The 25,600-nt window shown below is 63.7% G+C and carries 27 protein-coding genes and 1 pseudogene; 14 read left to right on the top strand and 14 right to left on the bottom strand.

Translation table 11 applies throughout. The features are described 5' to 3' along the window. Positions 1-149: 149 nt before the first annotated feature. From PGC08_RS04990 to PGC08_RS04940, 11 genes and pseudogenes are all read right to left on the bottom strand, one after another. Positions 150-686 (bottom strand): annotated as a pseudogene (locus PGC08_RS04990) (transglycosylase domain-containing protein); the annotation flags it as partial. A 262-nt stretch (positions 687-948) separates the two neighbouring features. Next, positions 949-1,917: a metallophosphoesterase gene (locus PGC08_RS04985; RefSeq protein WP_271709655.1), complete on the bottom strand. Its 969-nt coding sequence runs from the start codon at positions 1,915-1,917 to the stop codon at positions 949-951. Positions 1,918-1,984: 67 nt separating this feature from the next. Beyond that, entirely contained in the window at positions 1,985-2,896 is a 912-nt protein-coding gene (locus PGC08_RS04980; RefSeq protein ID WP_271709654.1) for a metal ABC transporter permease, read from the bottom strand. Further along, on the bottom strand, positions 2,896-3,765 hold the full coding sequence (locus tag PGC08_RS04975) for a metal ABC transporter ATP-binding protein (protein WP_271709653.1): 870 nt from the start codon (positions 3,763-3,765) through the stop codon (positions 2,896-2,898). Before PGC08_RS04975 ends, PGC08_RS04980 begins: the two co-directional genes overlap by 1 nt. Positions 3,766-3,767: 2 nt before the next feature. After that, positions 3,768-4,799, bottom strand: a complete 1,032-nt coding sequence (locus PGC08_RS04970) for a metal ABC transporter solute-binding protein, Zn/Mn family (RefSeq protein WP_271709652.1) — start codon at positions 4,797-4,799, stop codon at positions 3,768-3,770. Positions 4,800-4,993: 194 nt separating this feature from the next. Continuing rightward, complete coding sequence (locus tag PGC08_RS04965; protein WP_009883331.1) at positions 4,994-6,046, bottom strand: aspartate-semialdehyde dehydrogenase; 1,053 nt, start codon at positions 6,044-6,046, stop codon at positions 4,994-4,996. Beyond that, complete coding sequence (locus PGC08_RS04960; RefSeq protein ID WP_271709651.1) at positions 6,043-7,371, bottom strand: aspartate kinase; 1,329 nt, start codon at positions 7,369-7,371, stop codon at positions 6,043-6,045. The genes PGC08_RS04965 and PGC08_RS04960 overlap by 4 nt, the downstream gene beginning before the upstream one ends. Positions 7,372-7,663: 292 nt before the next feature. Then, positions 7,664-7,897, bottom strand: a complete 234-nt coding sequence (locus PGC08_RS04955; RefSeq protein ID WP_009883155.1) for a helix-turn-helix domain-containing protein — start codon at positions 7,895-7,897, stop codon at positions 7,664-7,666. Further along, complete coding sequence (locus PGC08_RS04950) at positions 7,897-8,583, bottom strand: DUF2975 domain-containing protein (protein WP_271709650.1); 687 nt, start codon at positions 8,581-8,583, stop codon at positions 7,897-7,899. Before PGC08_RS04950 ends, PGC08_RS04955 begins: the two co-directional genes overlap by 1 nt. Positions 8,584-8,774: 191 nt before the next feature. After that, a complete protein-coding gene (gene recR / locus PGC08_RS04945; protein WP_009883158.1) occupies positions 8,775-9,380 on the bottom strand; it encodes a recombination mediator RecR in 606 nt (201 codons plus the stop codon). Continuing rightward, entirely contained in the window at positions 9,377-12,823 is a 3,447-nt protein-coding gene (locus PGC08_RS04940; protein ID WP_271709649.1) for a DNA polymerase III subunit gamma and tau, read from the bottom strand. The genes recR and PGC08_RS04940 overlap by 4 nt, the downstream gene beginning before the upstream one ends. A gap of 116 nt (positions 12,824-12,939) precedes the next feature. Here PGC08_RS04940 and PGC08_RS04935 point away from each other — a divergent pair, with 116 nt between their 5' ends. The 8 genes from PGC08_RS04935 to PGC08_RS04900 are packed head-to-tail and all read left to right on the top strand — an operon-like array spanning position 12,940 to position 18,548. Continuing rightward, on the top strand, positions 12,940-13,608 hold the full coding sequence (locus PGC08_RS04935; protein WP_009883160.1) for a DUF1707 SHOCT-like domain-containing protein: 669 nt from the start codon (positions 12,940-12,942) through the stop codon (positions 13,606-13,608). Then, the gene (locus PGC08_RS04930; RefSeq protein WP_131259948.1) at positions 13,605-13,796 is read left to right on the top strand and encodes a hypothetical protein; all 192 of its coding nucleotides are present in this window, start codon (positions 13,605-13,607) and stop codon (positions 13,794-13,796) included. Before PGC08_RS04935 ends, PGC08_RS04930 begins: the two co-directional genes overlap by 4 nt. Positions 13,797-13,827: 31 nt before the next feature. Next, entirely contained in the window at positions 13,828-14,877 is a 1,050-nt protein-coding gene (locus PGC08_RS04925) for a GNAT family N-acetyltransferase (RefSeq protein WP_271709648.1), read from the top strand. Between the two features lie 38 nt (positions 14,878-14,915). After that, complete coding sequence (locus PGC08_RS04920) at positions 14,916-15,533, top strand: DUF4178 domain-containing protein (RefSeq protein WP_009883165.1); 618 nt, start codon at positions 14,916-14,918, stop codon at positions 15,531-15,533. Beyond that, positions 15,533-16,111 (top strand): DUF2617 family protein, encoded by a 579-nt coding sequence (locus PGC08_RS04915; protein WP_081448553.1) that lies wholly within the window; start codon positions 15,533-15,535, stop codon positions 16,109-16,111. The genes PGC08_RS04920 and PGC08_RS04915 overlap by 1 nt, the downstream gene beginning before the upstream one ends. Next, positions 16,108-16,449 (top strand): hypothetical protein, encoded by a 342-nt coding sequence (locus PGC08_RS04910; protein ID WP_009883168.1) that lies wholly within the window; start codon positions 16,108-16,110, stop codon positions 16,447-16,449. Before PGC08_RS04915 ends, PGC08_RS04910 begins: the two co-directional genes overlap by 4 nt. 48 nt (positions 16,450-16,497) lie before the next feature. Further along, positions 16,498-16,923, top strand: a complete 426-nt coding sequence (locus tag PGC08_RS04905) for a DUF350 domain-containing protein (protein WP_271709647.1) — start codon at positions 16,498-16,500, stop codon at positions 16,921-16,923. Then, positions 16,920-18,548: a polyamine aminopropyltransferase gene (locus PGC08_RS04900; RefSeq protein WP_009883172.1), complete on the top strand. Its 1,629-nt coding sequence runs from the start codon at positions 16,920-16,922 to the stop codon at positions 18,546-18,548. Before PGC08_RS04905 ends, PGC08_RS04900 begins: the two co-directional genes overlap by 4 nt. Here the strand turns inward: PGC08_RS04900 and PGC08_RS04895 are convergent. From PGC08_RS04895 to PGC08_RS04885, 3 genes are all read right to left on the bottom strand, one after another. After that, the gene (locus tag PGC08_RS04895) at positions 18,545-18,973 is read right to left on the bottom strand and encodes a DUF4190 domain-containing protein (RefSeq protein WP_101638780.1); all 429 of its coding nucleotides are present in this window, start codon (positions 18,971-18,973) and stop codon (positions 18,545-18,547) included. The genes PGC08_RS04900 and PGC08_RS04895 overlap by 4 nt on opposite strands. Positions 18,974-19,098: 125 nt before the next feature. After that, complete coding sequence (locus tag PGC08_RS04890; protein ID WP_009883174.1) at positions 19,099-19,701, bottom strand: TIGR03085 family metal-binding protein; 603 nt, start codon at positions 19,699-19,701, stop codon at positions 19,099-19,101. Next, on the bottom strand, positions 19,698-20,627 hold the full coding sequence (locus PGC08_RS04885; protein WP_271709646.1) for a Sir2 family NAD-dependent protein deacetylase: 930 nt from the start codon (positions 20,625-20,627) through the stop codon (positions 19,698-19,700). The genes PGC08_RS04890 and PGC08_RS04885 overlap by 4 nt, the downstream gene beginning before the upstream one ends. A gap of 42 nt (positions 20,628-20,669) precedes the next feature. Here PGC08_RS04885 and PGC08_RS04880 point away from each other — a divergent pair, with 42 nt between their 5' ends. From PGC08_RS04880 to PGC08_RS04855, 6 genes are all read left to right on the top strand, one after another. Continuing rightward, a complete protein-coding gene (locus tag PGC08_RS04880; protein ID WP_009883176.1) occupies positions 20,670-21,122 on the top strand; it encodes a flavodoxin family protein in 453 nt (150 codons plus the stop codon). A 121-nt stretch (positions 21,123-21,243) separates the two neighbouring features. Then, the gene (locus PGC08_RS04875) at positions 21,244-21,663 is read left to right on the top strand and encodes a hypothetical protein (protein ID WP_271709645.1); all 420 of its coding nucleotides are present in this window, start codon (positions 21,244-21,246) and stop codon (positions 21,661-21,663) included. Positions 21,664-21,682: 19 nt separating this feature from the next. Continuing rightward, positions 21,683-22,042, top strand: coding sequence for a winged helix-turn-helix domain-containing protein (locus PGC08_RS04870; protein ID WP_009883178.1), 360 nt, complete (start codon positions 21,683-21,685; stop codon positions 22,040-22,042). 52 nt (positions 22,043-22,094) lie between these two features. Beyond that, complete coding sequence (locus PGC08_RS04865) at positions 22,095-23,522, top strand: amidase (protein ID WP_009883179.1); 1,428 nt, start codon at positions 22,095-22,097, stop codon at positions 23,520-23,522. A gap of 67 nt (positions 23,523-23,589) precedes the next feature. Continuing rightward, positions 23,590-24,408 (top strand): helix-turn-helix domain-containing protein, encoded by an 819-nt coding sequence (locus PGC08_RS04860; RefSeq protein ID WP_009883180.1) that lies wholly within the window; start codon positions 23,590-23,592, stop codon positions 24,406-24,408. 178 nt (positions 24,409-24,586) lie between these two features. After that, a complete protein-coding gene (locus PGC08_RS04855) occupies positions 24,587-25,594 on the top strand; it encodes an iron-siderophore ABC transporter substrate-binding protein (protein WP_236850655.1) in 1,008 nt (335 codons plus the stop codon). Positions 25,595-25,600 lie beyond the last annotated feature (6 nt).

Raw genomic sequence — 25,600 nt, 5'->3', positions numbered from 1 at the left:
CAGCCGTTCGGTGTCTCATGCAGATCGAGGTCGAGGTCGGTCTTCACCGCCTTGTCGTATTCCTTCTGAGTGATGTACTTGTACTTGAGCATCTGCCCCAGCACGGTGTTACGACGCTTCTTCACCTGATCGGGGAAACGCTGCGGGTTGAAGGCCGAAGGGTTCTGCACTATGCCGGCGAGCATCGCCGACTGCTCAATATTCAGGTCCTTCGCGTCGATGCCCCAATACTTTTGGGCGGCGGCCTGCACTCCGTAGGCGTTGGGTGAACCGGAGTAGTTGTTGATGTTCATGTAGCGGTTGAGAATGTCCTTTTTGTCGTACTTCTTCTCAACTGCCACCGCGAGTTTGGCTTCGCGGAGCTTACGCGCATAGCCAGCTGTGCCTTCCGACTCCTTAGCCGCTGACACACCCTCTTTGTCCGCTTCGGCATGGGCGTTCTCCGCCAGCACGTTCTTCACGTACTGCTGAGTCAGCGTTGATCCGCCCTGCGTTGTCGAGGACACCATGTTGTGCACCGCTGCACGCGCGATGCCCGCGATATCGACGCCGCCGTGTTCGAAGTACCTGTAGTCCTCGACTGCGATCGTCGCGTCCTGCATACGATCTGAGATCTCGTCGAGAGGCACCTCGACTCGGTTCTGCCAGTAGAACTCCGCGATCTCCGAACCATCGGAGGCGAGCATCGTCGACTTCTCTCCCAGGTCCTGGATCTCCAGGGTCGCGGGGAGTGAATTGAAGATCTCGACGGCACTGTTTGCACTGGCAGTAGCTACACCGACCCCGGGGATGGCAAGACCGGCGGCAACGATTCCCGCCACCGCGCTCACGGCGACGAACTGGAGAAACGCGCCTGTCTTGGTCGGATTCGGATTTGACTCAGGAGACACCATGAAATCAAGTTTAGCTAATCCGACTTGTGCAAGTTCTCAAAAATCGTTGAAAACGTCAGACTCCAGGGACGAGAGTCAACAGGCTGACCTCGGGACGGCAGGCGAAACGCACCGGTGAGAAGGGCGAGAAACCCAATCCGGCGGAGATTTCGACGAGAGATTTTCGATAGGGAAACAGGCCTCTCGCGCGTGTCCGATCGAGGTCGCAGTTCGTCACCGGCGCGCCCCAGAAGGGCACCCGGATCTGTCCCCCGTGAGTGTGCCCGGTCATGATGAGGTCAGCCCCCGCCGAGGTGAACGCCTCCAACGTCCGCGAATAGGGCGCATGCGTGACCCCGACTTTCACCCCAGCATCAGAATCGAATCGAGGGTAGTCGAACGCGTCGGGGCCGCGGCCCTGACCGTCGCTGGGCTGGATCCGGTCACGGTCGATGTGGGAGTCCCCCAGGCCGCAGAAGTCGATGCGGGTCCCACGGATCGTCAGAGTCGCCTCGGCGTTGTCGAGGAAATGCCATCCGCGGGTGCTGCTGGGCGTGTCATCAGTCGACGCGTTGCTGACTGCTCCGTCTCTGGCCTCGAACCCGCGGATCAGGGCCTTCACGTCGAGGTCGGGCTGTGTGCGGTGCTTCACCTCGGAGGGAGACCGCAGGTAGGTGGCTGGGTTCTTCGCCTTGGGTGAGAAGAAGTCGTTGGATCCGAGGACGAATACGCCGGGTACATCGAGAAGTCCGTCGAAGACGTCGAGGACAGTGGGCACGATGTCTGCAGAGAGGTTGTCCCCGGTGTTGACGACGACGTCCGGTTCCAGTCGTGTCAGCGCCTTGACCCAGGCGGCCCGGTGCTTCTGCCAGGGCGCCAGGTGCAGATCGGAGACGTGCAGCATCCTGATGCTCTGTGCACCGGCCGGCAGGATCGGCAGAGTGTGGCGGCGGACGGTGAAGAGGTGCGGTTCGATGACCGCGCCCCAGATTCCAGCCGCCGCGGGGACGGCAAGGGCGCCGGCGAATAGTGCACGCTTCTTCATTCGTCCAACTCTAGTCGGCCTCGGAGTCCCGCCCTGGACCCGGCCCCCGCAGGGCCGTCAAAGCACCTCAGGCCGGGAACGCGACCGGCTTGTCGTGTTCATCGGCGGCACGGGCCGTGCGGCGGTGATGCAGATGCTTCATCCGGCGCCGCCCCACTAGCCGGCAGACGAGGTAGATGAGGAAGGAGATCGTAGTGACGAAGGGGCTGATCGGCACCACCGGCGAGCCCAGTGCGATGAGGATGCCGCCGACGGAGGCGGTGACCGCGAAGATGACGCTGAACACCGGCACCCACACCGGGGAGGCCGAGAGCTGGGTGGCCGCCGCGGCTGGAGTGATGAGCAGGGCCAGCACCAGGAGGACGCCCACGACCTGCACGCTCAATGCCACGGCCAGGCCGAGGACGAGCATGAATACGATCGTCAGACCGGACACCGGCACCCCTTTGGCACGTGCCACCTCGGGGTCGAGGCTGGCGAACATGAGCGGTCGCCAGATGACGGCGAGCACGAGGAGGACGATCAGCGAGCACACGACGAGGGTCATGATCTGGCCCGGGGTGATGGCCACGATCTGCCCGGTCAACAGGCCGAATTTGCTGGCGGCACGTCCGTCGTAGAGGGCGAGGAACAGAATCGCGAGGCCCAGCCCGAAGGGCATGAGCACACCGATGATGGCGTTCTTCTCCGAGGCTTTGGCCCCACCGATGCCGATGATGAGTGCGGCGATGATTGAGCCGATGATGGACCCGCCAACCACGTCGAAGCCGATGAGCAGGGCAAAGGCGGCACCGGCGAACGAGAGCTCGGAGACACCGTGGACGGCGAAGGGGATGTCGCGGGCCATGACGAAGACGCTGATGAGGCCGCCGACGACGCCGAGCAGTCCGGCGGCGATGAGCGAGTTGGTCAGCAGCGCCACCAGTTCGCCGTAGTCCTCGAAGGTGAACAGGCTGCCGAAGATCTCCTGAGCCGACATCAGATCGCACCTCGTTCCATGCTCATCTCGTCCTCGTGGACGTGGTGGTCCACGCATTCGGCTTCGCCGCCGACCACGATGAGTCGACCGCCTACCCGGACCACTTCGACAGGGGAACCATAGAGTCGGGTCAGCGATTGGGTGGTCATGACCTCGGCGGTGGTGCCGACGAGGAAGTGGCCGCCGACGATGTAGAGGACGCGGTCGACGTAGGGCAGGATCGGGTTGATCTCGTGGGTGACGAAGACGACTGAGGTGTTGCGTTTGACTCGCTGCTCATGGAGCAGGTTGGCCACGACCTTCTGATGGTGGATGTCCAAGGACAGCAGCGGCTCATCACAGAGAAGCACCGAGGGGTCATTGGCCAGGGCCTGAGCCACGCGCAGACGCTGCAGCTCACCGCCGGACAGGGTCCCGGCTGGGGCGTCCGCGTAATCTCGGGCACCGACTGACTCCAGGAGTTCATCGACCTGCTGACGGCGGCGCTTCAGGAACCGGCCGGGTCCCCAACGGTGTCCGTCGATGCCCATCCGAACCAGATCGCGACCCCGCATCGGGGTGTGTTGGTCGATTCCGCGCTGCTGGGGGATGTAGCCGATGGCCGAGTTCCCCGAGTGGACATTCCGGCCATTGATCTCCGCCGAGCCGGTGGACAGCGCATGCTGGCCCAACAGCACCTTGAGCAGCGAAGTCTTTCCCGTCCCGTTCGGGCCCAGCACCGCTACGAACTCCCCCGGCGCGACGTCGAGATCGAGATCGTGCCAGAGCACACGCTCTCCGAATCGCAGTTCGGCATCGCGCAGTCGGATCACCGGAGGGTGATCGGCGGATGCGGTCTGCTCGGAAGCAACGTCGGAATCAGTGGCCATTCTCAGTGTTCATGTCCTTCGAGCGCAGTGGAGATTTCGGTGATGTAGTCGCCCATCCAATCCGCGTAGTGCGCATCGGCCGGCATCGTCTCGCCGAGGTCGACGACCGGAACGTCGGATTTCTCAGCCGTGGATTTCAGCTGCTCTGCCTGTGGACCTGCCGCTTGAGTATTGTACCCAAGCAGCACCGCCTCACCCGAAGAAATCTGTTCCTCGGCCTTCTTCAGCACCAGAGGCGGCACGTCATTGCCCTCTTCCACCGCTTCGAGGAACTCACCAGAGGTGATGTTCTTCAGACCCATGTCTGCAAACAGCCACAGCGGCACGGGCTCAGTGGCCGCGACCTCGTCACCCTCGTGCTTGGTCTTGGCATCATCGATCTGTGACTGCAGCTTCTCCAGCGTCTTCTTGTACTCATCGGCATTGGCCGTGAAGTCATCCTTGTGTTCGGGTTCGGCCTCGCCGAGGTGGGTCGCAACTTCGTCGACGAGCTTCGTCATCGTGGGCACCGAGTACCAGAGATGCTCGTTGAACTCCCCGTGGGCGTGCTCGTGACCGTCTTCTTCGCCGTGGTCGTGGCCTTCTTCTTCGCCGTGATCATGGACGTGGCCACCGGCCTCGGCTTCCTCTTCGCCATGGTCGTGGCCCTCATTGCCGACTCCTTCGGAGCCGGGCAGGCCCGAGATGGAGACCGTGTCGATGGTGTCGACGTCCACGTCGGAGGCCTCGAGCATCGTGGTCATGAACGAGTCGTAGCCGCCGCCGTTCTGGATGACCAGGTCGGCCTTCGACAGCTTCAGGCGGTCCTGTGTCGTGGCCTCATAGGAGTGAGGGTCCTGGTTGGGGTCATCGATGACCGCGCTGACCTTCGCGAAGTCTCCTGCCACCTGGGACACGATGTCGGCGTACACATTGGTCGAGGCGACGACCGAGAGCTCGGTGGATCCAGAGGCCTGTCCCCCGCACCCGCTCAGGGCCGCAACAGTGGTCACAGCGATTGCCCCGGACATGATGCCGAGTCGGGAAGAGCGCATGGTGTGCCTTTCAGAGCGTAAGAGAGGACCGGTGTGTCAACGACGTTCACCCTACTCAGCTTGAAGACTCACCACTAATATAAATATTTATATATAGCAACCTGTTTATGTGTGGAAACAGGAGAGCCGCCCGAGACCAACGGTCTTCGGACGGCTCCCATTCAGCTCAGCTCGAGCGTGTTTGGGCTCTGTGCTCAGGCGGCCTGTGACTCGACCTTCTTCGCCAGCAGTGCCGCGATCTGCACTGTGTTCAGGGCAGCACCCTTGCGCAGGTTGTCGTTGGCCACGAACAGGACGAGACCCTTGCCCGCAGGGGCAGACTGGTCGGCACGGATGCGGCCGACGAAGCTCGCGTCCTTGCCCGCTGCCTTCAACGGTGTCGGGACGTCCTCCAGTTCGACACCCGGTGCTTCGGCGAGCACCTCGGTGGCCTTGGCTGGGGTGATCTCGGAGCCGAACTCCGCGTGGATGCTCAGGCTGTGTCCCGTGAACACGGGAACGCGAACGCAGGTTCCTGCCACGAGGAGATCGGGCTTACCGAGAATCTTGCGGCTCTCGTTGCGCAGCTTCTTCTCTTCGTCGGTCTCGAGTTCACCGTCGTCGACGATGGATCCGGCCATGGGCAGGACGTTGAACGCAATGGGCTCGACGTAGTTGTCCGGGGCGGGCAGGCTGACCGCGCTGCCATCGCGGGCCAGCTTGCGTGAGTCGGCGACACCGGCTTCGAGCTGGCTGGCGAGTTCCTCAACTCCGCTCACGCCGGAACCGGACACTGCCTGGTAGGTGCTGACGATGAGTCGCTGGAGGCCAGCGGCGGAATCGAGCGCTTTGAGGACCGGCATCGCGGCCATCGTGGTGCAGTTCGGGTTGGCGATGATGCCCTTGGGCAGTGTGTCCAGAGCCTCTGGGTTGACCTCGCTGACGACCAGGGGGACGTCAGGATCCGAGCGCCACGCCGAGGAATTGTCGACCACGATGGCTCCGGCCGCGGCGAAACGTTCTGCCTGGGCACGGGAAGTGGCCCCACCGGCGGAGAACAATGCGATATCGAGCCCGCTGGGGTCCGCCTCGGCGGCATCTTCGACGGTGATGGACTCACCGTTGAACTCGACGACCTTGCCAGCCGACCTCGCCGAGGCGAAGAGCCGCAGGCTGTTGATCTCGAATCCGGGATTGTCTGCCAGCAGGTCGAGCATGACGCCGCCCACCTGACCGGTTGCTCCGACTACTCCGATATTGACGCTCATCGTCCGGTACCTCCGTAAACCACTGCTTCGTCGTCTTCACTGTCGAGTCCGTACGCGGCATGCGCGGCGCGGACGGCGTCGTCGAGGATGTCTGCTCGTGTGACGACGCTGATGCGGATCTCCGAGGTGGAGATCATGTCGATGTTGACCTGGGCGTTGCTCAGGGCCTCGAACAGGATGGCGGTCACGCCTGGGTGAGAGCGCATCCCTGCACCCACAACCGAGAGCTTGCCGATCTGGTCGTCGTAGCGGACCTGGTCAAAGCCGATCGAGGCCTTCACCGCGTCGAGGGCTTCGAGCGCCTTGGCGCCGTCGTCCATCGGCAGGGTGAAGGAGATGTCGGTCTTGCCGGGTTCGCGGGTGGAGATGTTCTGGACGATCATGTCGATGTTGATCTCCGTCGCGGCCATGGTGTTGAAGATCTCGGCAGCCTTGCCGGGAACGTCGGGAACGCCGACGATCGTGACCTTGGCCTCCGAGCGATCATGGGCGACTCCGGAAATGATTGCCTGTTCCATGTTGGACTCCGTTTCTGATTCCGCTATTGCCGGGGCCTTCGATTTCTGTGTCGGCCGGAAGGCTTCAGGAATGGGTGAGTCAGTCACCCAGGTGCCTTGATTTCGTGAGAATGAGGACCGCACGTGCACCGGCACGTTGTAGCGGCGGGCGTATTCGACGCACCGGAGCATGAGGACCTTGGCGCCCGAGGCCGCCATCTCCATCATCTCCTCGTAGCCGATCTCATCGATCTTGTGTGCCGTGGGCACGATGCGGGGGTCGGCGGTGAAGACACCATCGACGTCGGTGTAGATCTCGCAGACATCGGCATCCAATGCCGCTGCGAGGGCAACCGCGGTCGTATCTGATCCGCCGCGCCCCAGTGTGGTGATGTTCTTCGCTGTCTGGCTGACTCCCTGGAATCCGGCCACAATGGCCACGTATCCCTGGTCAAGTGCCGAGCGGATGCGGCCTGGCGTGACGTCGATGATGCGCGCCTTGCCGAACTGCTCGTCGGTGATCACACCGGCCTGTGAGCCGGTGAACGACTGTGCTTCCTCGCCGAGGTTGGCAATCGCCATGGCAAGAACTGCCATGGAGATGCGCTCACCTGCAGTCAGGAGCATGTCGAGTTCACGGGCTGGGGGCATCGGAGAAACCTGTTGGGCCAAGTCGATGAGATCGTCGGTGCTGTCTCCCATGGCCGACACCACGACAACTACTTCGTGACCGGCCTGACGGTTTTCGACAATTCGCTTGGCCACCCGCTTCACCGATTCCGCATCGGCTACCGAGGACCCGCCAAACTTCTGGACGACTATGCTCACTGCAGTCTCTTCCTTATCGCTGATAAGTTCCGTGCCGGGCGATCGATTCCATGGTTCCAAACATGGTGGTCTCGTGCTTGCTTCGATCAGGATTTCAGCCGTGTCGGCTCTCCGGCACCTCGACCATTATATGAGGTCAGCCATTTCACTTCACCTTCGCCCGTCATTCAGACACTGCTCAGGGACGCCGTTTTCGCGGCGACAGTCCGCCGAGATCCCCGCGCTGTTCACGATCTCGGGCGCTCGAGCGACGACGTGATCTGCTCGTCTCAGACGGCGCTCTGTGCTCATCTCAGTCGGGGCGGACATTGACGGTGAACAGGTCCCCGGGCTGGCAGTCCAGAACCTGGCACAGTGCGATGAGTGTTGAGTATCTGATGGCTTTGGCGCGGTTGTTCTTCAGCACCGAGAGGTTGGCCAGGGACACATCGACGAGTTTCGAGAGTTCAGTCAGGCTCAGACCTCGCTGGGTCAGCAGAGAGTCCAGATGGCAGACGACGTGGAGTGATTCGAATTCCTCAACCATCAGACGAGGCCCTCGAGTTCTTCCGAAGCCCTCTGCCCCGAAATGAAGCAGCGCCGCAGCAGCTCGATTCCACCGACGACACCCAGCAAGACGAACGCCTGGACCGTCGTCACGCCCGGACCTACCTCATCGGCGATGTCGAGATCACGCGAGACCATGTTGCTGCCCAGCACCATCGCGGCGAAATAGACCAGCCATCCCACGGCGATGAAGCTCTCGAGCACTCCGAGCGCCATGATCGAACGGCTGGTGAACGGGTCGCCTTTGGCAATATCCCTGATGACGGGAACGATCGCGACGGCGGCGACTATGAAGGTGAGAATCAGCGCGATCTTCGCAATGAGGAGCAGCACCATCGTCGCGGTGGCCAGGTCGGTGGTGGACACCGTGATCTGAGTCAGGCCGCTCAGAGTCGCCTCTCCTCCGGGAAAGCCAAGTGACGCCACAGCATCGGACTCGAATTCGAGCGGCAGCCTGATCTCTGCATGCACCAGGTCAGTGACCAGCTCGGTCACGGCATAGATCACGTAGAACCCAAGTGCCAGTCCCACCCAGAGTTCGTACCCCGTGGCGAACGCCTTCCGCTTGGCCGCACCGTCACCGCGCTTCACCCCACCCTTGGGCTTCCCGATGACGGCGTCGTCTGGCTCTTCGGGCAGTTCGCTCTGCCCATTCTCCTGTGCCATGATCCTGCCTTCCTGCTTCGGCGAGTCCTCCTGGGTCGTCAAAGCGTCGACCCCGAATTCATCGCCTAGATTCACCACTTCATATCGTTAGTCGATATATCGATAATCAACATACTTCACGATAATCGATATGGAGTCAAGAGGGCGGAGCGAAAGTTCACGGACATCCGCGAACACTGAGCAGAGGTGGATCAGTCCATTTCGCGACGGCCGGAAAAGGCCCGACCAAGGGTGACTTCATCGGCGTATTCGAGGTCTCCGCCGACAGGCAGTCCCGAAGCCAGCCTCGTCACAGTCACTCCCAGGGAGTTGAGCAGACGCACGAGGTAGGTGGCGGTGGCTTCACCCTCGAGGTTGGGGTCGGTGGCGATGACGCATTCCTTGACTTCGCCGTTCTGCAGGCGCGGCATCAGTTCCTTGATGCGCAGATTGTCCGGCCCGACTCCGGCCATCGGATCGATCGCACCGCCGAGCACGTGATAGAGGCCCCGGTACTCGCGAGTCCGCTCGATGGCCACGACGTCCTTGGGTTCCTCGACGACGCAGATCATCGAGCGATCGCGACGCGGGTCCTGGCACACTGTGCACTCTGCCTCTTCAGAGACGTTGCCGCAGATGTCGCAGAAGCGCACACGCTTCTTCACCTCTGTCAGGGCCTGAGCCAGTGAGCTGACGTCGGCGGATTCAGATTGGAGAATATGGAACGCCAACCGCTGCGCGGACTTCGGGCCGATGCCCGGAAGCTTGCCGAATTCCTCGACCAGGTCCTGCAGGGCACCTTCGTAAACCGCGCTCATACTTCTCTTTCATCAATGATCTCGCCGCCGAGGACCCGTGCGATCACGGCCACCCCGATCTGCGGGGCGTCCGAGATGTCGAGGTCCGTCTCCGGATCATACTCGTCCTCATCAGCCCCGGAGCTCTGAGGCCGAGCATCAGCGTGGGCATCATTCGCTGAAGATCCAGGCATCGTGGAGTTCCCGTTCTGCGAGTACCCGTTCTCTCCGCTCTGGGCCGGTGGCTGCGGGGTGCTGCCACCATGCTTTTCAGCAAGAGCGGCGAAACGGGACTTGAACGGCTTCGCCGCTCCATGCCCCTGTGGTCGTGAGGACTGGGCAGGTGGCTGAGAGGTAGTCTCCGGCAGTCCAGTACCACCATCGGCGTAGTCACCGAGGAAATCAAGGTCGTCGTCTTCCGGCGGAGGGACGACAAGTGCTCCGACTTCCACAGCGCCCGAGCCTGCACTCGTGAACTCCTCGCCCGCAGCTGCAGGCTGGGTCTCTCCGTCTGAGGAGTCGCCGAGGTTCGGGGCCTCTTCGTCGGGTCCGTCGTGCCAGGTCGGCTCCTCCCACCGTGGCTGCACATACTCTATCGGTGCATCCTCCGGTGCCGACTGCGCCTCCGGTGCTGCGGCATGTGGCGCGGGATCCGCCCGGTGATCCACCTCCGGCTGCTCAGGGGCAGTGTTGTCCGAGGGATCGCTGAAGAAGTCCTCATCGGAGAGGTCAGGTACGACAATGTCCGAGTCCGCCAGGGACTCGTCCGAGGCAGGCTGTTCGAACGTCGACTGCTCAGAGGCCTGCTGTTCGGGGCTCTGACCTGCCGACGCCGCCATTTCGGCAGGTGCCTGCTCCTCGACAGGTGCCGACTGACCGCCTGAATCCTGCGCGTCGTCCGCCGTGTTCTGGTCGGTCGGAACGTTCTCTTCCCGCGAAGCAGGTTCGTCGGTGGGGCCAGAGTGGGCGCTTGGTCCGTCTCCGGCATCGTTGGAAGCGTCTGCAGATGGTGAGTCGGAGGTGGCATCGGAATCTGGGCCAGAGTCTGAGCCGGATTGAGAATCAGTCGGTGGCTGAGGTGCTTCGTGTGACGCCGGCTGTTCCCCCTCCTCGTCGTCATCGGACCATGGGCCCTGCGGAGAGCCGCTGGTCTCCCAGAACTTCTCATGATCGACCTGCGGTTTGTCGACCTCGCGTGTGCCGACGACCGCGGCCACTTCCTGCGGACTGGGTCGTCTTTGGGCGGGTGCCGGACCCCGATTTCCTGGAGCCTCGCTCGGCGCCGGCGCCGAGGCTCCCTTGCCGCCTGTCCCGCGTCCGGCATCTGCCTGGCCCGAGTTCCCGCCGATACGACCGACATCACCGATGTCGATACGTGCCTGAATGCCGAGGACATCATTGATCGCCATCGCCAGCTTGGCCGCATGGTCTCTCTGCTGGAAGCCCTGAACGGAACCGGCATTGTTGAATCCGAGGTAGACGACTCCAGCGGAATATGACTGCGGGATCGCATTCGCCGCAATGATCGCTCTGGTCAGGCGACTGCGTTTTTCGACTGCGGCAAGGATGCTCGGCCAGGCCCGTCGAATCGCTTCGATTTCACCGCCGATGTGACCGGCGCCGGCCACGGCATCGCCCTCCGGCGCAGAGTTATCCGCCGAGGCTGAGCCCCGAGGCTGCGCACCGGCCTTCTGCTCGCTACGGACCTGGGGAACTGGGTCGGACTGGGCTGAGTCGGACTGGGCTGAGTCAGCCGGAGCGTGGTCATAATGACCTGGGCCAGCCGCATCTGAGTCAGCCGGCGCCTGAGCCTGCGAGACCTGGCCCTGCGAGGCCTGAGCCTGCGAAGCCCGGTCAGGCTGCTCCTGGGACGAAGGCATGGCGCCAGGCTGCTGAGCACGTGAGGCATCTGAGCTCGACGGTGAATCACCGTGCTGAGCATCGCGACCGGATGGCCGATCATCCGCGACGGCCTCCGCAGCCTGCGCGGAGTCTTCGGGCAGTGACGACCGATCTTCCTGTGGACTATCGGCTGGAGTCGAGGCTGGTGGCTCGTTGAGCATGGACTCGGCGGCCGCGGCCATCTCGGCGAGCTCGTCGAAATCATCTCGTGGTGCCTGGTTCGGTGGCGGTGCCTGGTTCGAGGACTGCACTGCGGGAGCCTGAGCGGCCTGCGGCTGTCCCGGAGCGCCTTGTGGCTGTCCCTGCACCGGCGGTGTGGAACTCGTTTGTCCGCCGTCTCCGGACGGGGCAGCCGCCTCCGACTGGGCAGGGGGAATGTTCGCGGCTGTGCCCGAGGCGGACATGCCGATGCGGCGTTCCATCCGTTCGACACGGCTGAGCACGGCGTCGCGACTGCGACCCGAGCCGGGCAGAAGGATGCGCGCACAGATCAGCTCGAGCTGCAGCCTCGGCGAGGTTGCTCCTGACATTTCGGTCAGGCCCTGGTTGAGCAGGTCCGCCGCTCGAGAGAGCTCTCCCTGGCCGAAACCTCTGGCCTGCAGGGTCAGTCGCTCGAGGCGGTCCGGAGGGACCTCCGGCAAGAAGGCATGAGCCGCCTCGGGGGCAGCATTGATGACGATGAGGTCGCGCATGCGTTCGAGCAGATCCTCGACGAAGCGACGCGGGTCCTGTCCCGATTCGATGACCCGCTCGACGGCACGGTAGACACCGCCGCCGTCGCCGGCGGAGAAGGCATCGACGATGTCACTGAGCAGGGAGTCAGGTGTGTACCCCAGGAGCGCGATGGCTCCGGCGTAGTCGACGCCGTCGGGACCCGAACCGGCGATGAGCTGGTCGAGCACGGACAGGGTGTCACGCACGGATCCGCCGCCGGCGCGCACGACGAGCGGCAGCACACCCTTGGCAACCTGCACACCTTCGCGGTTGCACAGGTCTTCCATGTAGTTGCCCAAAGCCTCGGGCGGGACCAGGCGGAACGGGTAGTGATGGGTTCGCGAGCGGATTGTGCCGATGACCTTCTCAGGCTCGGTCGTCGCGAAGATGAACTTGATGTGAGGCGGCGGCTCCTCGACGATCTTGAGCAGCGCGTTGAAGCCCTGCGAGGTCACCATATGGGCCTCATCGAGGATGAAGACCTTGTACCGATCACGGGCCGGGGCATAGATCGCGCGCTCACGCAGGTCGCGGGCATCGTCGACGCCGTTGTGGCTGGCTGCGTCGATCTCCACGACGTCGAGCGAACCCGGGCCGCCGTTGGCCAGGTCCTCACAGCTCGGGCACTCACCACAGGGCACCGGAGTCGGCCCCTTGGCACAGTTGAGACACCTCGCCAGGATCCGTGCCGAGGTGGTCTTGCCACACCCTCGGGGGCCGGAGAACAGGTAGGCATGGTTGATGCGGCCACGTTCGATCGCGGCCTTGAGCGGATCGGTCACATGCTCTTGACCGATGACCTCATCGAAGGTCTCTGGGCGGTATCTTCTGTACAGTGCGGTGGACACATGCTTAGCCTAATGCCAACGGCTGACACGACACACGCACCCGTTCCTCGTCGCCATCGTGAGCTTGCGCCCACTGTCGTTGTGGACAAGCGCGTGAATCGGGCACGATAGAGATCATGAGCAACTCCTCCTCCCATTTCCCTGACGACGATCATGCCGAAAACGATCCGGCGAAGACCTACCGCATCGGGCACAAAGAGCGTGACGAAGCGATCGAAGTCCTGCGCGAAGCCGCCGGCGACGGTCGCATCACGGTGGAGGAGCTCGACGAACGCATGGAGAAGGTCCACGCTGCCCGCTTCCCGGTTGACCTCGACGAAGTCCTCTCCGACCTCACCATCCAACTGCCCTCTGATCGATTCCGCCCCGGTACCGCTGTCAGCCGATCGGCTCCCGCTGGCCGGGCCATCGAGTCAGGCAAGCCATTGGTCATCAAGGCCGGCTGGGAGAGCGACCTCCGCCGCGGGCGGTGGCAGGTCCCGCCCTACATCAGGTGCGAGCCGTCGATGTCGAACGTCGAACTGAACTTCCTCGAGGTCGAGACCGACCTTGAGGTCATCCATGTCGAAGTCGTCGCCGGAATGGGGTCGGTCGTCGTCGTCGTTCCCGATGACTGGGCCGTCAACGTCGACGACCTGTCCAAGTCCTGGGGCTCGGTGAAGTCCGTGGTCAACGCAATTCCCGAGGGCCGCAGACCGACCATCGTAGTCACCGGGTCGATCGGCATGGGCTCCTTCCGGGCCCGCTTCGCCAACTTCCTCGACCGTCGTCGGATGGCCAAGTGATGGAGCCGGGTCTCGGCGCCGTCATCTTCCTCATCCTGACCATCATCGTGGTCTTCAGCGTGGGTGCCTTCCTCGTCTACCGGGTGATGAATCGTCCCAACGCACACATCGGCTCCCGCCTGCCCACAGAGGATCCCAACGCCGGGGTGGGACCTGAGGACGGATCGGACCCTCCCTCGAATCCTTGAAATCCGGGTCGAAGCGTGGTCGACTCAAGTCATGGTCGATGTCCAGATCACCCGCATCGAGCCCGACGACGTCGACGGGCTCACGCAATGGCGTGCGCTCATGTGTGAGGCCTACACCGTCGGCCGCACCGCCGCCTGGTGGCAGAGCCTCGAGTCGACCCTCACCCAATTCGCACAGCCGCGCTCCGACAAGGCCGACATCGCACTCGTGGCCCACCTCGGCGAAGTACCCGTCGGCGGCGCCGAGATCAACATCGTCTCCGATGCCCCTGCCGACGTCGAAGTCGGGATCCTGCCCGCGCACCGACGACAGGGACACGGCACGTCGATCGCCGGAGCCGTCGCGGATCTGCTGCGTGGACGCACGGAGCTCGTCCAGACCGAAACCTACTGCCCGGAGGGGGTGGCCTTCGCACAGGCACAGGGACTGATCATCGGCAATGAGGAACAGCGGCTGCTGCTGGACCTGCCGGCCTACCTGCGTGATGATGCCAACCGCTACAGGGACCCGGCTGTGAAGTCACGGCTGGCGATAGACCCCGATCCGAATGTGTCCATCACCTCGTGGATCGGTGGCTGCCCGGACGAAGCAGTCGAGGACTGGGCACGGCTGCGTCAGCAGATGGACGAGGACGTCCCGGTCGGTGACCTCACGCGCACGCTCAAGCATGCCGGTGCCGACGCGATCCGCACCCATGAGGAGCGGATGGCCGACCAGGGCTGGATTCTGGTCAGCTCGATCGCCCACGTCGACGACCACACTGCCGAGGTCGACGACAATGCCGCTGACGGGCCGGTTGCTGTCGGGTACACGGAGATCATGGTCTCCCGCCACGAGACGGACATCGTCGTCCAGGAGGACACCTTCGTCGAGGGAGCGTATCGCGGTCGTGGCATCGGACGCGGGCTCAAGGTCGCGAACATGCGCCAGCTCCACGAGATCCCGGAAGTCGCCCAGGCCGACTGGATCCAGACCTACACAGCCACGGGCAATGGGCCGATGCACGCGCTCAACCGGGATCTCGGCTTCTTCCCTGCGGATTCCATGACCGCGCTCGAGGGACGTTTCGACTACAGTTGAGTGTGAAAGTTCCGGCTATCTGATCGAAGCAGGCACCCGTGTCATCGAATATCCTCATCACCGTCTTGGTGTTCATCATCGTCGTTCTCATCACGGTGATCGTCATCCGCAGGCGTGCTGCCAGCCGCCGCAAGTTCGAAGAGAATGCGGCCGCACCCCGCCGACCACAGGATCCGTTCGCGCCGGAGCAGAACGCAGGCGGGGATCCGGAGACGATCAAGGCCGGTGACCTGCTCGAATTCGGCAATGAGAAGTTCTTCGTCCGCGGCACCCTGCGCATCTCAGAGGGCGGCTACGACTGGGCCGAGCACTTCTTCCAGGCCGACCAGTCCGCTACCCGCCTGTGGCTGACCGTCGAGAATGATCCCGATCTGCAGGTCTCCCGGTGGAGTGATCGCCCCGAGCTCGACATCGAGCCCAAGGCCAAGACCATCACGATCGAGGGCACCGAGTACAAACTCGTCGAGCACGGCACCGCCTCCTATCGCTCCGAGGGCACCACCGGCCTCAATGAGAAGGGCGGCGTCGACTACGTCGACTACGAGTCCGATGACCACAAGCTGCTCGCCTTCGAACGCTTCGACCACGGTCGTTGGGAAGTGAGCACCGGCGAATCGATCCCGGTCGGTTCCTTCACCATCTATTCGGGCAGCTGATGACACTCACTCCCCCATTGGCACACCCGGTGCCGGCCCAGCACCTGAGCGTCGACGTGGCCTTCGCCGATACGTCTGCCCAGGCGCTGACCTTCAGCCTCGACCACGGCCGCATCACCCCTCTGGCCTCCGACTTCATCGACCTGCCGTCGTCGAATGGGCAGGATCGTTTGCAGCTCGAGCTCCACGTCATCGGCTCCTCCCACCAAGTGATCCTGAGCGACAACAACACTGACGCGTTCATCGAAACCTTCGCCTGCCTCGGCGAGGATGAGCGTCCCGGCTGGGACACGACCCGCACCACCGCTGGAACCTGGTCGGGATTCACCCGACATCAGTTCCGCTGCGAGCTCACAGATGTTCCCGGCAGCTTCAGTGATGCCGCCGCCGAGGTGGTGGCCCGTTCGAGTGCCCACGACCGTCACCTCGTCGTTGACTTCCCCGGTGAACCAGGTGCGCTGACGGCGCTGGCCCTGACCGACTGCAGTTCCGAGCAACTCTCCTGGCGGAGCTGGCACTGCTATCCACAGCACCGACAGATCGTGCACAGCCACAGCGAACTGAGGAGGAGATCATGAGCCGCGATCCCAATGTCTCCATGGGCGGAGGCTCCTTCAACTTCGACGCCGAGAACGGGCGCGGCTCCGGCGGCGGAGACCGCGGCTCCGGACCCTCGAACAACAATTCCGGCGGCCCGAAGAAACGCTCCGGCTGCGGCACCGTCATCGCACTGGTAGTCATCGTCCTGATCCTCGGCAACATCATGAATGGCTGCACGGATGACTCGGACGGCTCGGGTGGCGGTGGCGGCGGATTCTTCTTCCTGCCCTTCTTCGGCGGCGGCTCCAGCAGCGTCGGATCGAACTACGGCGACGGCTCGGGATTCCGCGGCGGCGGACCCGGCACCGGCAAATGACAGCGTTCGCGGCAAATGACAGCACCGACAGCACTCTGAAAGGCAATCATGTTGGCAGAACTCTTCCTTGAGATCGGGATCGTCCTCTCCTACGCCGTGAGCGGCCTCGCGCTCATGCTCATCGGCTACTTCGTCGTCGACCTCCTCACCCCGGGAAAGCTGCACGTCATCCTCTGGCAGCAGAAGTCGAAGAATGCCGTGATCCTCGTCGCGTCCGACCTCCTCTGTGTGGCGATCATCGTCATCGCCGCGATCCGTGCCAGCGCGGATGACTTCGTCTTCGGCATCATCTCCACCCTGGTCTTCGGCATCGTCGGCATCATCCTCATGGCCCTGAGCTTCCTGCTCGTCGACGCCTTCACCCCCGGCAAGCTCGGCGACATGATCAAACCCGATGCGTTTCACCCTGAAGTGTGGGTCAATGCCTCCGCTCATGTGGGCATCGCGGGCATCATGGCCGCAGCGCTCCTTTGAGTTCACCGACAGAATCCGCTGACGCCGATAGCATCGGCGGCAGCAAACCGATCACGCTGCCGCTGAAGCCAGGACCCGCCCGCTTCTTCGTGCTCCTGGCCGTCTTCATCTGCGCCAGCTGCGGCATGGTCTACGAGCTCGCGCTCGTCGCACTCGGCTCCTACCTCCTCGGCGACACCATCGTTCAGGCCTCGATCGTCCTTTCGGTCATGGTATTCGCGATGGGCATCGGGTCCCTGGCCACGAAGCGCCTGACCGAGTTCGCCGCAGTCGCCTTCGCCCTCATCGAGGCCGCGCTGGGCATCATCGGCGGCCTCTCGGTCATCCTGCTCTACCTCGCCTTCGCCTTCGCCGACATCTACACAGTCGCGATGGTCGCCCTCGCCTTCGTCATCGGCGCGCTCATCGGCGCGGAGATCCCCCTGCTCATGGAGCTCGTCCAACGCATCCGGGCGCAGAAGGCCTCCAGCGCCGTCGCCGATCTCTTCGCCGCGGACTACGTCGGCGGGCTGGTCGGCGGGCTCGCCTTCCCCTTCATCCTGCTCCCGATCTTCGGTCTGCCCAGAGGCGCTCTGGCGGTGGGGATCACGAATGCCGTTGTCGGCATCCTCATCGTGCTCTGGCTCTTCCGCACCGAGATCCGCACCCGCACACAGGTGATCCTGGCTGGCCTGCTCGTCCTCATCGTCGGCGGACTCACCGTGGTCTGGGTGTTCACCGACGACATCGAGATGACGACCCGGCAGCGCCTCTACCGGGATCCGATCGTCTATTCCCAGCGCACGGACTACCAGGAGATCGTGCTCACCGAGTCACAGAAGACCGGGGACACGCGGCTCTACCTCAATGGAGATCTGCAGTTCGCTTCGGCCGACGAATATCGCTATCACGAGTCCCTGGTCCATCCGCTCATGGATGGGCCCAAGCGCAATGTCCTCGTCCTCGGCGGCGGGGACGGTCTGGCTGTGCGGGAGATCCTCAAATATCCCGATGTCGAATCGGTGACACTCGTCGACCTCGACCCCCGCGTCCTCGAACTCGCCAAGACATCGGACCACTTCACTGACTTCAACGAAGACTCCCTCGATGATCCCCGAGTGAAGACCATCGCCGCCGATGCGTTCACCTGGCTGCGCGAAGCCGAGCACACCGCCTACGATGCGGTCATCGCCGATCTGCCGGATCCGGACGATGTCGCCACCTCGAAGCTCTACAGCATCGAGTTCTACGGACTGATCAAACAGGTCATGTCCCCCGAGGCCAGGCTCGTCGTCCAGGCTGGCTCCCCGTACTTCGCTCCGGAGGCCTATTGGGGCATCGGGGAGGCCGTCGCCGAGGCGGGCCTGGCCACCACGCCCTATCACGTCGATGTCCCCAGCTTCGGTGACTGGGGCTATTTCCTGGCCGATGCCTCCGAAGGCAGTGGAGCCGAGGAGCAGGGTCCGAACGTGACAATCCCCCGGGATGCTCCCGAGGGATTGAAATTCGCGACGGCTGAAGTGCTCGCGTCCTCCACCACGTTCGCGCCCGACCGTGATCGGGCTTCCGTCGGTGATGTTGAGGCCTCGACCCTGCTCCACCCTCGCGTGCTCGACCAGGAGCGCGGAGCCTGGGTCGGGTACTAGGCCCCGAGGAGTCCTGCCAGTCCGGCGAATCCTGCGATGGACAGGCCGAGCAGTCCGCCCAGCACCGCCACTGAGATGAAGACGATGCCGAGGATGAAGCCCCATTTGCCCATCTCGTTGTCGCCGAAACCCGCGCTTCGTGAGTTCTTGCGCGCCATATGGCCGGTGATGATGCCGACGATGGGGCCGAGGAAGTTGAAGCCCAGGAAGGTCGAGAGGGTCGCGACGAGGGAGATGATTCCCAGGACCTTGCCCGGATCTTCCTCTGCCCGGGCGCGGTAGGACTGCGGTGGCTGTGCGCCGGTGGTGTAGCCCTGATTCGCTTCCAGGTAGCCCTGGCCACCAGTGGTCGAGGAGTATCCGGTGTTCGAGGGGTAGTTGGTCTCTGCTGTGTAGTCGGAGTTGGGGGTGGGGGTGGGGTTCATCTTTCTGCCTCTGCTTGTGCGGCTGCTGTTGTAATCAGCTTAGGAACTTGCACTTGGCAGGGGAATGATACAAACCGTTCAGCTGTTCGGGGGTTTTCCCCCGCCTCGCCCAACGATGCGGTCCCTCACTTCACATCGACGAGGGCATGGTCCTCTCGGCCCATGAGGTAGAGCAGGATCTCCACGGGTTCACCGGTGATGGTGAGCCCCTGGGCACCGCCCTTACTCCCGCCGGATTTTCTGCCCGTGCTGTGCTGGCCGAATCCGGGGCTGACGATCGTGACGCGGCCCTCGGCTTTGGCAGCGAAGGGTAGGAGCGCGGTTCGGCACGCTGTCCACACGGCACGGTTCTCCGGCAGGGACAGCCTGCGTGGGATCCATTCGATCTCCGCGCGTCGGATGTCCTCGTGGTGGACGATGTATTCGGCGGTGTTCATCACGGATTCGACGCCGGGCCACCGACCCGGGGTCCACCTCGGCGGGGATGCCACGAGACCCAGCAGACTCGAATACGGCATCGCGGCATACACACGTTCCTGCTCCTCGCGCTTGCCTTCGAGCTTCGGCATGAAGATGCCGAGGGCGGCCACGGGGTGGCGTTCGCGGATGACGAGGTGGGTGGCAAGGTCACGTGTCGTCCAGCCCTCGCACAGCGTCGGGGCGTCTTCACCGGCCCTGTTGGCTGTATCGACGAGGCGGAGGCGTTCGGTTCGGGCAAGATTGCTCATGCCTGAAGCTTGTCATCATCGCCTTGGATTCCTCTGAGTGCCCACCCCTTGACGAAGTCGCCGACGCGGGAGATCGAGCGGTAGTCAGCAAGCTCATCTCCCCTGGTGGGACCGTCTGTGACGATGACCACCGGCTTCCCGGCCTTCGCCGCCGCCCGCACGAAACGCAGCCCCGAGAGCACCGCGAGCGAGGATCCGAGCACGACGATTCCACTCGCCTCAGCGCAGATGCGATTCGCCTCCTGCAGCCTCGCCGGAGGCACGGAGTCACCGAAGTACACGACATCGGGTTTGAGGATTCCACCGCAGCGGGGCGAGTCGGTGACAATGAAATCCGCCGTCTCCTCCAGATCCACGTCACCGTCGGGGGCCGTCTCGACATCGATCGGATCGATTCCCACGAGTTTCGCGAACTCGGGGTTGAGCTCGCTCAACTGGATCTGGACCCAGTCTCGGTCGAACATGTGCCCTTCCTTGAGGCAGATGACACGATCCAGGCTGCCATGCAGATCGATGACCGGACTGCGACTGCCCTCCTCCCGTGCCGCGGCCTGGTGGAGTCCGTCGACATTCTGCGTGACGATGCCGGCGACGGGCAGCTGAGCGAGCCCCAGATGTGCCGCATTAGGCCGGGCAGAGCGCATCCGCGGCCAGCCCACCCAGGAACGCGCCCAGTAGCGGGCTCGCTGGTCGGGATGGGATAGGAAGGTCTGGATCGTCATCGGCTGGCGGGGAACGGCGTCGGGTCCCCGATAGTCGGGGACTCCCGAATCCGTGCTCATGCCGGCCCCGGTCAGCACCGCCCACCCGGAGGTGTCGATTCCCACGGCCCCGGCAGTGCCGGTGAGCACGTCGATGATCTCATCATCGCTGTGGCTGGGCTCGGGTCGTGTCCGCCCGCGGAGCGGATCAAAGATGACTGCCACGAATCCTCCCTCGTCGAAATGCTGCAGGGTTAGTCTGGTCCCATGGTCAGCATATTGCTCGTTCATCATTCCCCGTCACAGGCAACGACTGAAATCGCCGAGGCGGCCCTGTCCGGACTGCGCATGCCGGAGCTGGGTGACGTCGACGTCATAGTCCGTCCCGCCTTGGAGGCGACGGCCGAGGACGTGCTCGCCGCCGATGGGTTCGTCCTCGGCACGACGGCGAACTTCGGCTACATCTCCGGAGCCCTCAAGCACTTCTTCGACACCACGTACGACGCGGTCAGGGAGCCGACCGCCGGTCGCCCGTTCTCCTATTGGATCCACGGCGGCTACGACACGACCGGAGCGGAGACCGCGATGAAGCAGATCACGACGGGTCTGGGCTGGAGGCTCGCCTTCGACCCGCTCATCGTCACCGGCGAGGTCACCGCCGACCACCTCGGCGCGACCACCGAGCTTGCAGCCACAGTGGCTGCTGCGGCTTCTGCCTGAGCCCTGCTGCGAGAACAACTTCGCGAAAGTACTTTCCATTATGGAAAGTACTTGCTAAGCTGTAATTACTTCCATCAGGAAGTCACCGTTTCTCGGTGAAGACAGCAACGAAGGAGTTGTCATGACCACGCCCACCCCGCAGCAGGCCAAGGACCTTCTCTCGCAGGTCGAGTCGAATCAGGCCCACGCCCGATCCAGCGATGCCTGGCCGCTGGTCACGATGCTCTTCGTCTACAGTGCGGCCATCTCCGTGGGGATCCTCGCCGTCGGACTCATCGAGGACAACACGACCCAGCTGATCATCCTCGGCGCCGGCGGCGCCTGGCTGGTGCCGGCCCTCATCGTCTATTCCGTGAAGGCCCTGAGCTGGAGTCGCCGGTCAACCGTCCTGCTCTGCACCTGGCTGCCGCTGACCTTCGTCGCCCTGTTCACAGCGATCATCGTCGACTCGTTCACTCCCACGTTGTGGGTGCCGTTCGCCGCTGCCGGCTTCATCTGGGTCCTCTCCCCCATCATGGCCCTTGTCGGACTGCGCCGCTGAGAAAGGACGAGGCACGATCATGAATCCCTACATCAGCACCGACGACGAATCCGATGACACGATGGACAACCTCGGCGAGTCCTTGACTCGGATCGAATCAGATCTGAACAATCCCACTCGACTCGGCATCGTGGCGAGTCTGAAGAATCGGGACCGCGCGGAATTCAAACTCCTGCGCGACTCCCTCGGCGTTTCCGACTCCGTGCTCTCCCGCCACATCTCCGCCCTCGAGAAGGCGGGGCTGGTCGAGGTCCGAAAGGGCTATGTCGGCAAACGCCCCCGCACATGGGTCGCCATCAGCACAGACGGGAGCGCCCGACTCGACGCTCATGTCCAGGCCCTGCGGGAGCTCGCCGGGGGCGGCGCTGACCAGCAGTGACGTTCTGAGATTTCCCGGTTAGCATGGGGACAACCGATGCAAGGAGGCGTCCATGGCCAGCAGCACAACCACCTCGGCGAACAGCGGACTCGAGTTCCGTGAGCTGCACGAGGTCTCGGAACTCATCAGATCCGGGCGGCTGAGCTCCAGGGCAGCCACCGAGGCCATGTTCGACCGGATCGACGAACTCGACCCTCACCTCCTGTCCTTCGTCACCCTGATGCGCGAATCGGCCTTGGCCGCCGCCGACGACCTCGATGAACGTCTGGCGCGCGGGGACTGGCTGGGTCCGCTGCACGGTGTGCCGCTGGCGATCAAAGACCTGGCCTACACCCATGACGCGCCGACAGGTGCGGGCACCACGATCCACGCCGACTTCCAGCCCGACTTCGACGCCACCGTCGTGGCTCGCCTGCGGGCGGCCGGGGCGGTGATCCTGGGAAAGCTGCGGCTCACCGAGGGTGCGTTCACCGGACATCATCCCGACCTGCCGACCCCGGTCAACCCTTGGGAGCCCAACACCTGGTCAGGGGTCTCCTCGAGCGGTTCGGGCGTCGCGACCGCAGCCGGCCTCTGCTACGGCTCGTTGGGCTCGGACACCGGAGGTTCGATCCGACTGCCGTCCTCGGCCAATGGGGTCACCGGACTCAAATCCACCTGGGGCCGGGTCTCACGCAACGGCATCTTTCCCTTGGCGCCGAGCCTTGACCACATCGGACCGATGACGCGCAGCGCACGCGATGCCGCCATCATCCTCGAGGCCATCGCCGGCCATGACCCGAACGACCCGACGTCGGCGCTTGAACCGGTGCCCCGCTACAGCCGGCAGCTCAGGCTCGAGACCACCCCGGTCGTCGGATTCGACCGCGAACTGGCAGCCGAACATTTCGATGACGTCACCAACGAGATGCTCGAATCCACCATCGAGGTGCTCCTCGACCTCGGTTGGCGCGTCCTCGACGTGCGCACCCCCGGATTCGCCGAAGCGGCACAGGAATGGACTGCCCTGTGCGGAATCGAGACCGCGGGCGTTCACGCAGAGAACTACCCGTCGAGGTCGGCCGAGTACGGTCCCGACCTCGCCGGCCTCATCGAGATCGGGCGCGGCCTCAGCGCCATCGACTACCACGAGCTGCTCGAATCCCGGCGAGCATTCACCGGTCGCATGCGCGCTCTCATGTCCGACATCGACCTGCTGCTGCTTCCAGGCATCGGAGCCGCCTCACCGACGATTTCACAGATGGAGAATCTCGGCTCCGACGCCGAGCTGTTCGCCGGAGTCACGATTCCGACGGCACCGATCGACAACTGTGGCATGCCCTCGATCACTCTGCCCGCCGGCTTCACCGAGCGCGGCACCCCGCTGGCTGCTCAGTTCGTCGCCGGTGACTTCAAGGAGGGCCTGCTCCTGGCCGCTGGGCATACCTTCCAGCAGGCCACCGATTTCCACCGACAGCACCCTCACATCGTGGCCGTCTAGTCGAGGCTCACTGCGCCTGCCCAGGTCGGGGGCGCAGATCGCGGTCGGCTGCGCCTATCCTGGTGAGGTGCCCACGATCAGACCCTTCCGCTCCAAGACCGCACGCGTGGCGACGGCCTCCGAACGGACGCTGCCGAGCTACACCGCAGGTCAGGTGGAGATGCCGCTGCGGATCATCGGCTCCCAGGAGGCGATGGAGCACGAGACCTACTGGTCCGAACATTCGCATCCGACACATGAGCTGCTCTGGCGCGAGGCCGGGGTCGGCACGGTCACGATCGATCAGCGCACGTGGACGATCACCCCGCCCTTAGGGATGTGGATTCCCGCAGGAGTACGGCACTCCGGATGGACGCCCGCCGGCGTCGTCGTCTACGCCGCGCAGTTCAGCCTCGACAACCCGCTTGTCAGCGATCGGCCCACTGCCATCGCCATCACCCCTCTGCTCCGGCTCCTTCTCGATCGACTTCAGCACACCGATCCGGGGACTTCCTCCTACTCACTCACCGAGGCGATGATCCTCGACGTCATGACGCCAGCGGACAACGAGCTTCTGCTTCACATGCCGAGCAATCCGCTCATCGCTCCGATCGCCAACGCGATCATCGAGGGCCCGGCGGATGCCTCGAGTCTCCAGGACTGGGCGAGGAAACTGGGGATCAGCGGCCGCACCATCACCCGCGCCTTCGAGGCAGAGACGGGTCTCGGCTTCGGGCGCTGGGCGACGACGGCACGGGTCCAGCACGCGGTGAGCATGATCAGCCTCGGCGGAGAGGTCGACGAAGCGGCCGCCGGCGTCGGCTATCGCTCGGTCAGTGCATTCACGACTGCATTCAAGCGCATCACGGGCACCACACCGGGACAGTTCCGCCCCAGCGCGAACTGAGGAGCACGCGAGCTGAAGATCACTCGTGTCCGTTTCGCGAAATCATCTGTCGTAAATACTCCATTGCGCGCAGGCGATTCCTCCGATAGTTTGTTTAGGCACACCTAACTCAATCTCGCTTCGGGGGTGTGCTGAGAAGCACCTCCGAAAGGAAGAGATGTCCCGTCCGCTTCGCGCAATGACCGTTGCAGCAGCCATGTCCACCGCACTCGTGCTCACCGCCTGCTCATCTACCGAGACCCCCGCAGATGCGAAGGGCGGCGACGAGTCCTGGACACCGGTGACTATCGAGCACGCACTCGGCACCACCACGATCGAGGAGAAGCCCGAAAGGGTGGCCACCGTCAACTGGGCCAACCACGAGGTGCCGTTGGCACTGGGCGTCGTCCCGGTGGGCATGGCCAGTGCCGACTTCGGCGACGATGACGGCAACGGCGTCCTCCCCTGGGTCGAAGACAAGCTCGAGGAGCTGGATGCAGAGACTCCGGCTCTCTTCGACGAGACCGACGGCATCGACTTCGAGGCTGTCGCCGATACCCAGCCCGACGTCATCCTCGCCGGGTATTCCGGTCTCACCCAGGAGGACTACGACACCCTCAGCGAGATCGCGCCCGTCGTCGCCTACCCGGAGACCGCTTGGGGAACTCCCTGGCGAGAGATGATCGAGATCAACAGCAAGGCGATCGGTCTGGCAGAGGAAGGCGAGGAGCTCGTCAAGGACCTCGAGACCGAGATCGACTCGGCGGTCGCCGACCACCCTGCGATCAAGGACATGTCGACGATGTTCCTGACCCACGTGGATCCCTCGGACCTGTCCGAGGTGAACTTCTACACCACGCATGACACCCGCGCCATGTTCTTCGAGGACCTGGGCATGCAGGCACCCGCCAGCATCCAGAAGGCCTCCGACGAGACCGATCAATTCTCCTCGACCGTCAGCGCCGAACAGGCCGACGTCTTCGACGATGTCGACATCATCGTCACCTACGGCGGCGACGACCTGGTCACGACGCTCGAAGACGACGAGCTGCTGTCTCAGATGCCCGCGGTCAAGAACAAGTCGATCGTCAACCTGCCCGGTGATGCCCCGCTCGGCACTGCTGCGAACCCCACACCGCTGTCCATCTCCTTCGTTCTCGATGACTACCTCGACGAACTCGACAAGGCCGCCACGGCAGCGAAGTAGAAGCGG

The organism is Brevibacterium sp. BDJS002 (genome assembly GCF_028201555.1).
GTDB lineage: Bacteria > Actinomycetota > Actinomycetes > Actinomycetales > Brevibacteriaceae > Brevibacterium > Brevibacterium aurantiacum.
This window is presented reverse-complemented; position numbering and strand designations above follow the sequence as displayed.

Coding starts and splice junctions, on each gene's coding strand:
- recR (WP_009883158.1), bottom strand. CDS start 9,380: ATGAGCGCGGTTTACGAAGGTGCCCTGCAGGACCTGGTCGAGGAATTC.
- PGC08_RS04950 (WP_271709650.1), bottom strand. CDS start 8,583: ATGGCACAGGAGAATGGGCAGAGCGAACTGCCCGAAGAGCCAGACGAC.
- PGC08_RS04895 (WP_101638780.1), bottom strand. CDS start 18,973: ATGAACCCCACCCCCACCCCCAACTCCGACTACACAGCAGAGACCAAC.
- PGC08_RS04985 (WP_271709655.1), bottom strand. CDS start 1,917: ATGAAGAAGCGTGCACTATTCGCCGGCGCCCTTGCCGTCCCCGCGGCG.
- PGC08_RS04905 (WP_271709647.1), top strand. CDS start 16,498: ATGTTGGCAGAACTCTTCCTTGAGATCGGGATCGTCCTCTCCTACGCC.
- PGC08_RS04970 (WP_271709652.1), bottom strand. CDS start 4,799: ATGCGCTCTTCCCGACTCGGCATCATGTCCGGGGCAATCGCTGTGACC.
- PGC08_RS04980 (WP_271709654.1), bottom strand. CDS start 2,896: ATGTCGGCTCAGGAGATCTTCGGCAGCCTGTTCACCTTCGAGGACTAC.
- PGC08_RS04880 (WP_009883176.1), top strand. CDS start 20,670: ATGGTCAGCATATTGCTCGTTCATCATTCCCCGTCACAGGCAACGACT.
- PGC08_RS04955 (WP_009883155.1), bottom strand. CDS start 7,897: ATGGTTGAGGAATTCGAATCACTCCACGTCGTCTGCCATCTGGACTCT.
- PGC08_RS04965 (WP_009883331.1), bottom strand. CDS start 6,046: ATGAGCGTCAATATCGGAGTAGTCGGAGCAACCGGTCAGGTGGGCGGC.
- PGC08_RS04915 (WP_081448553.1), top strand. CDS start 15,533: ATGACACTCACTCCCCCATTGGCACACCCGGTGCCGGCCCAGCACCTG.
- PGC08_RS04935 (WP_009883160.1), top strand. CDS start 12,940: ATGAGCAACTCCTCCTCCCATTTCCCTGACGACGATCATGCCGAAAAC.
- PGC08_RS04925 (WP_271709648.1), top strand. CDS start 13,828: ATGGTCGATGTCCAGATCACCCGCATCGAGCCCGACGACGTCGACGGG.
- PGC08_RS04975 (WP_271709653.1), bottom strand. CDS start 3,765: ATGGCCACTGATTCCGACGTTGCTTCCGAGCAGACCGCATCCGCCGAT.
- PGC08_RS04870 (WP_009883178.1), top strand. CDS start 21,683: ATGAATCCCTACATCAGCACCGACGACGAATCCGATGACACGATGGAC.
- PGC08_RS04910 (WP_009883168.1), top strand. CDS start 16,108: ATGAGCCGCGATCCCAATGTCTCCATGGGCGGAGGCTCCTTCAACTTC.
- PGC08_RS04855 (WP_236850655.1), top strand. CDS start 24,587: ATGACCGTTGCAGCAGCCATGTCCACCGCACTCGTGCTCACCGCCTGC.
- PGC08_RS04865 (WP_009883179.1), top strand. CDS start 22,095: ATGGCCAGCAGCACAACCACCTCGGCGAACAGCGGACTCGAGTTCCGT.
- PGC08_RS04890 (WP_009883174.1), bottom strand. CDS start 19,701: ATGAGCAATCTTGCCCGAACCGAACGCCTCCGCCTCGTCGATACAGCC.
- PGC08_RS04875 (WP_271709645.1), top strand. CDS start 21,244: ATGACCACGCCCACCCCGCAGCAGGCCAAGGACCTTCTCTCGCAGGTC.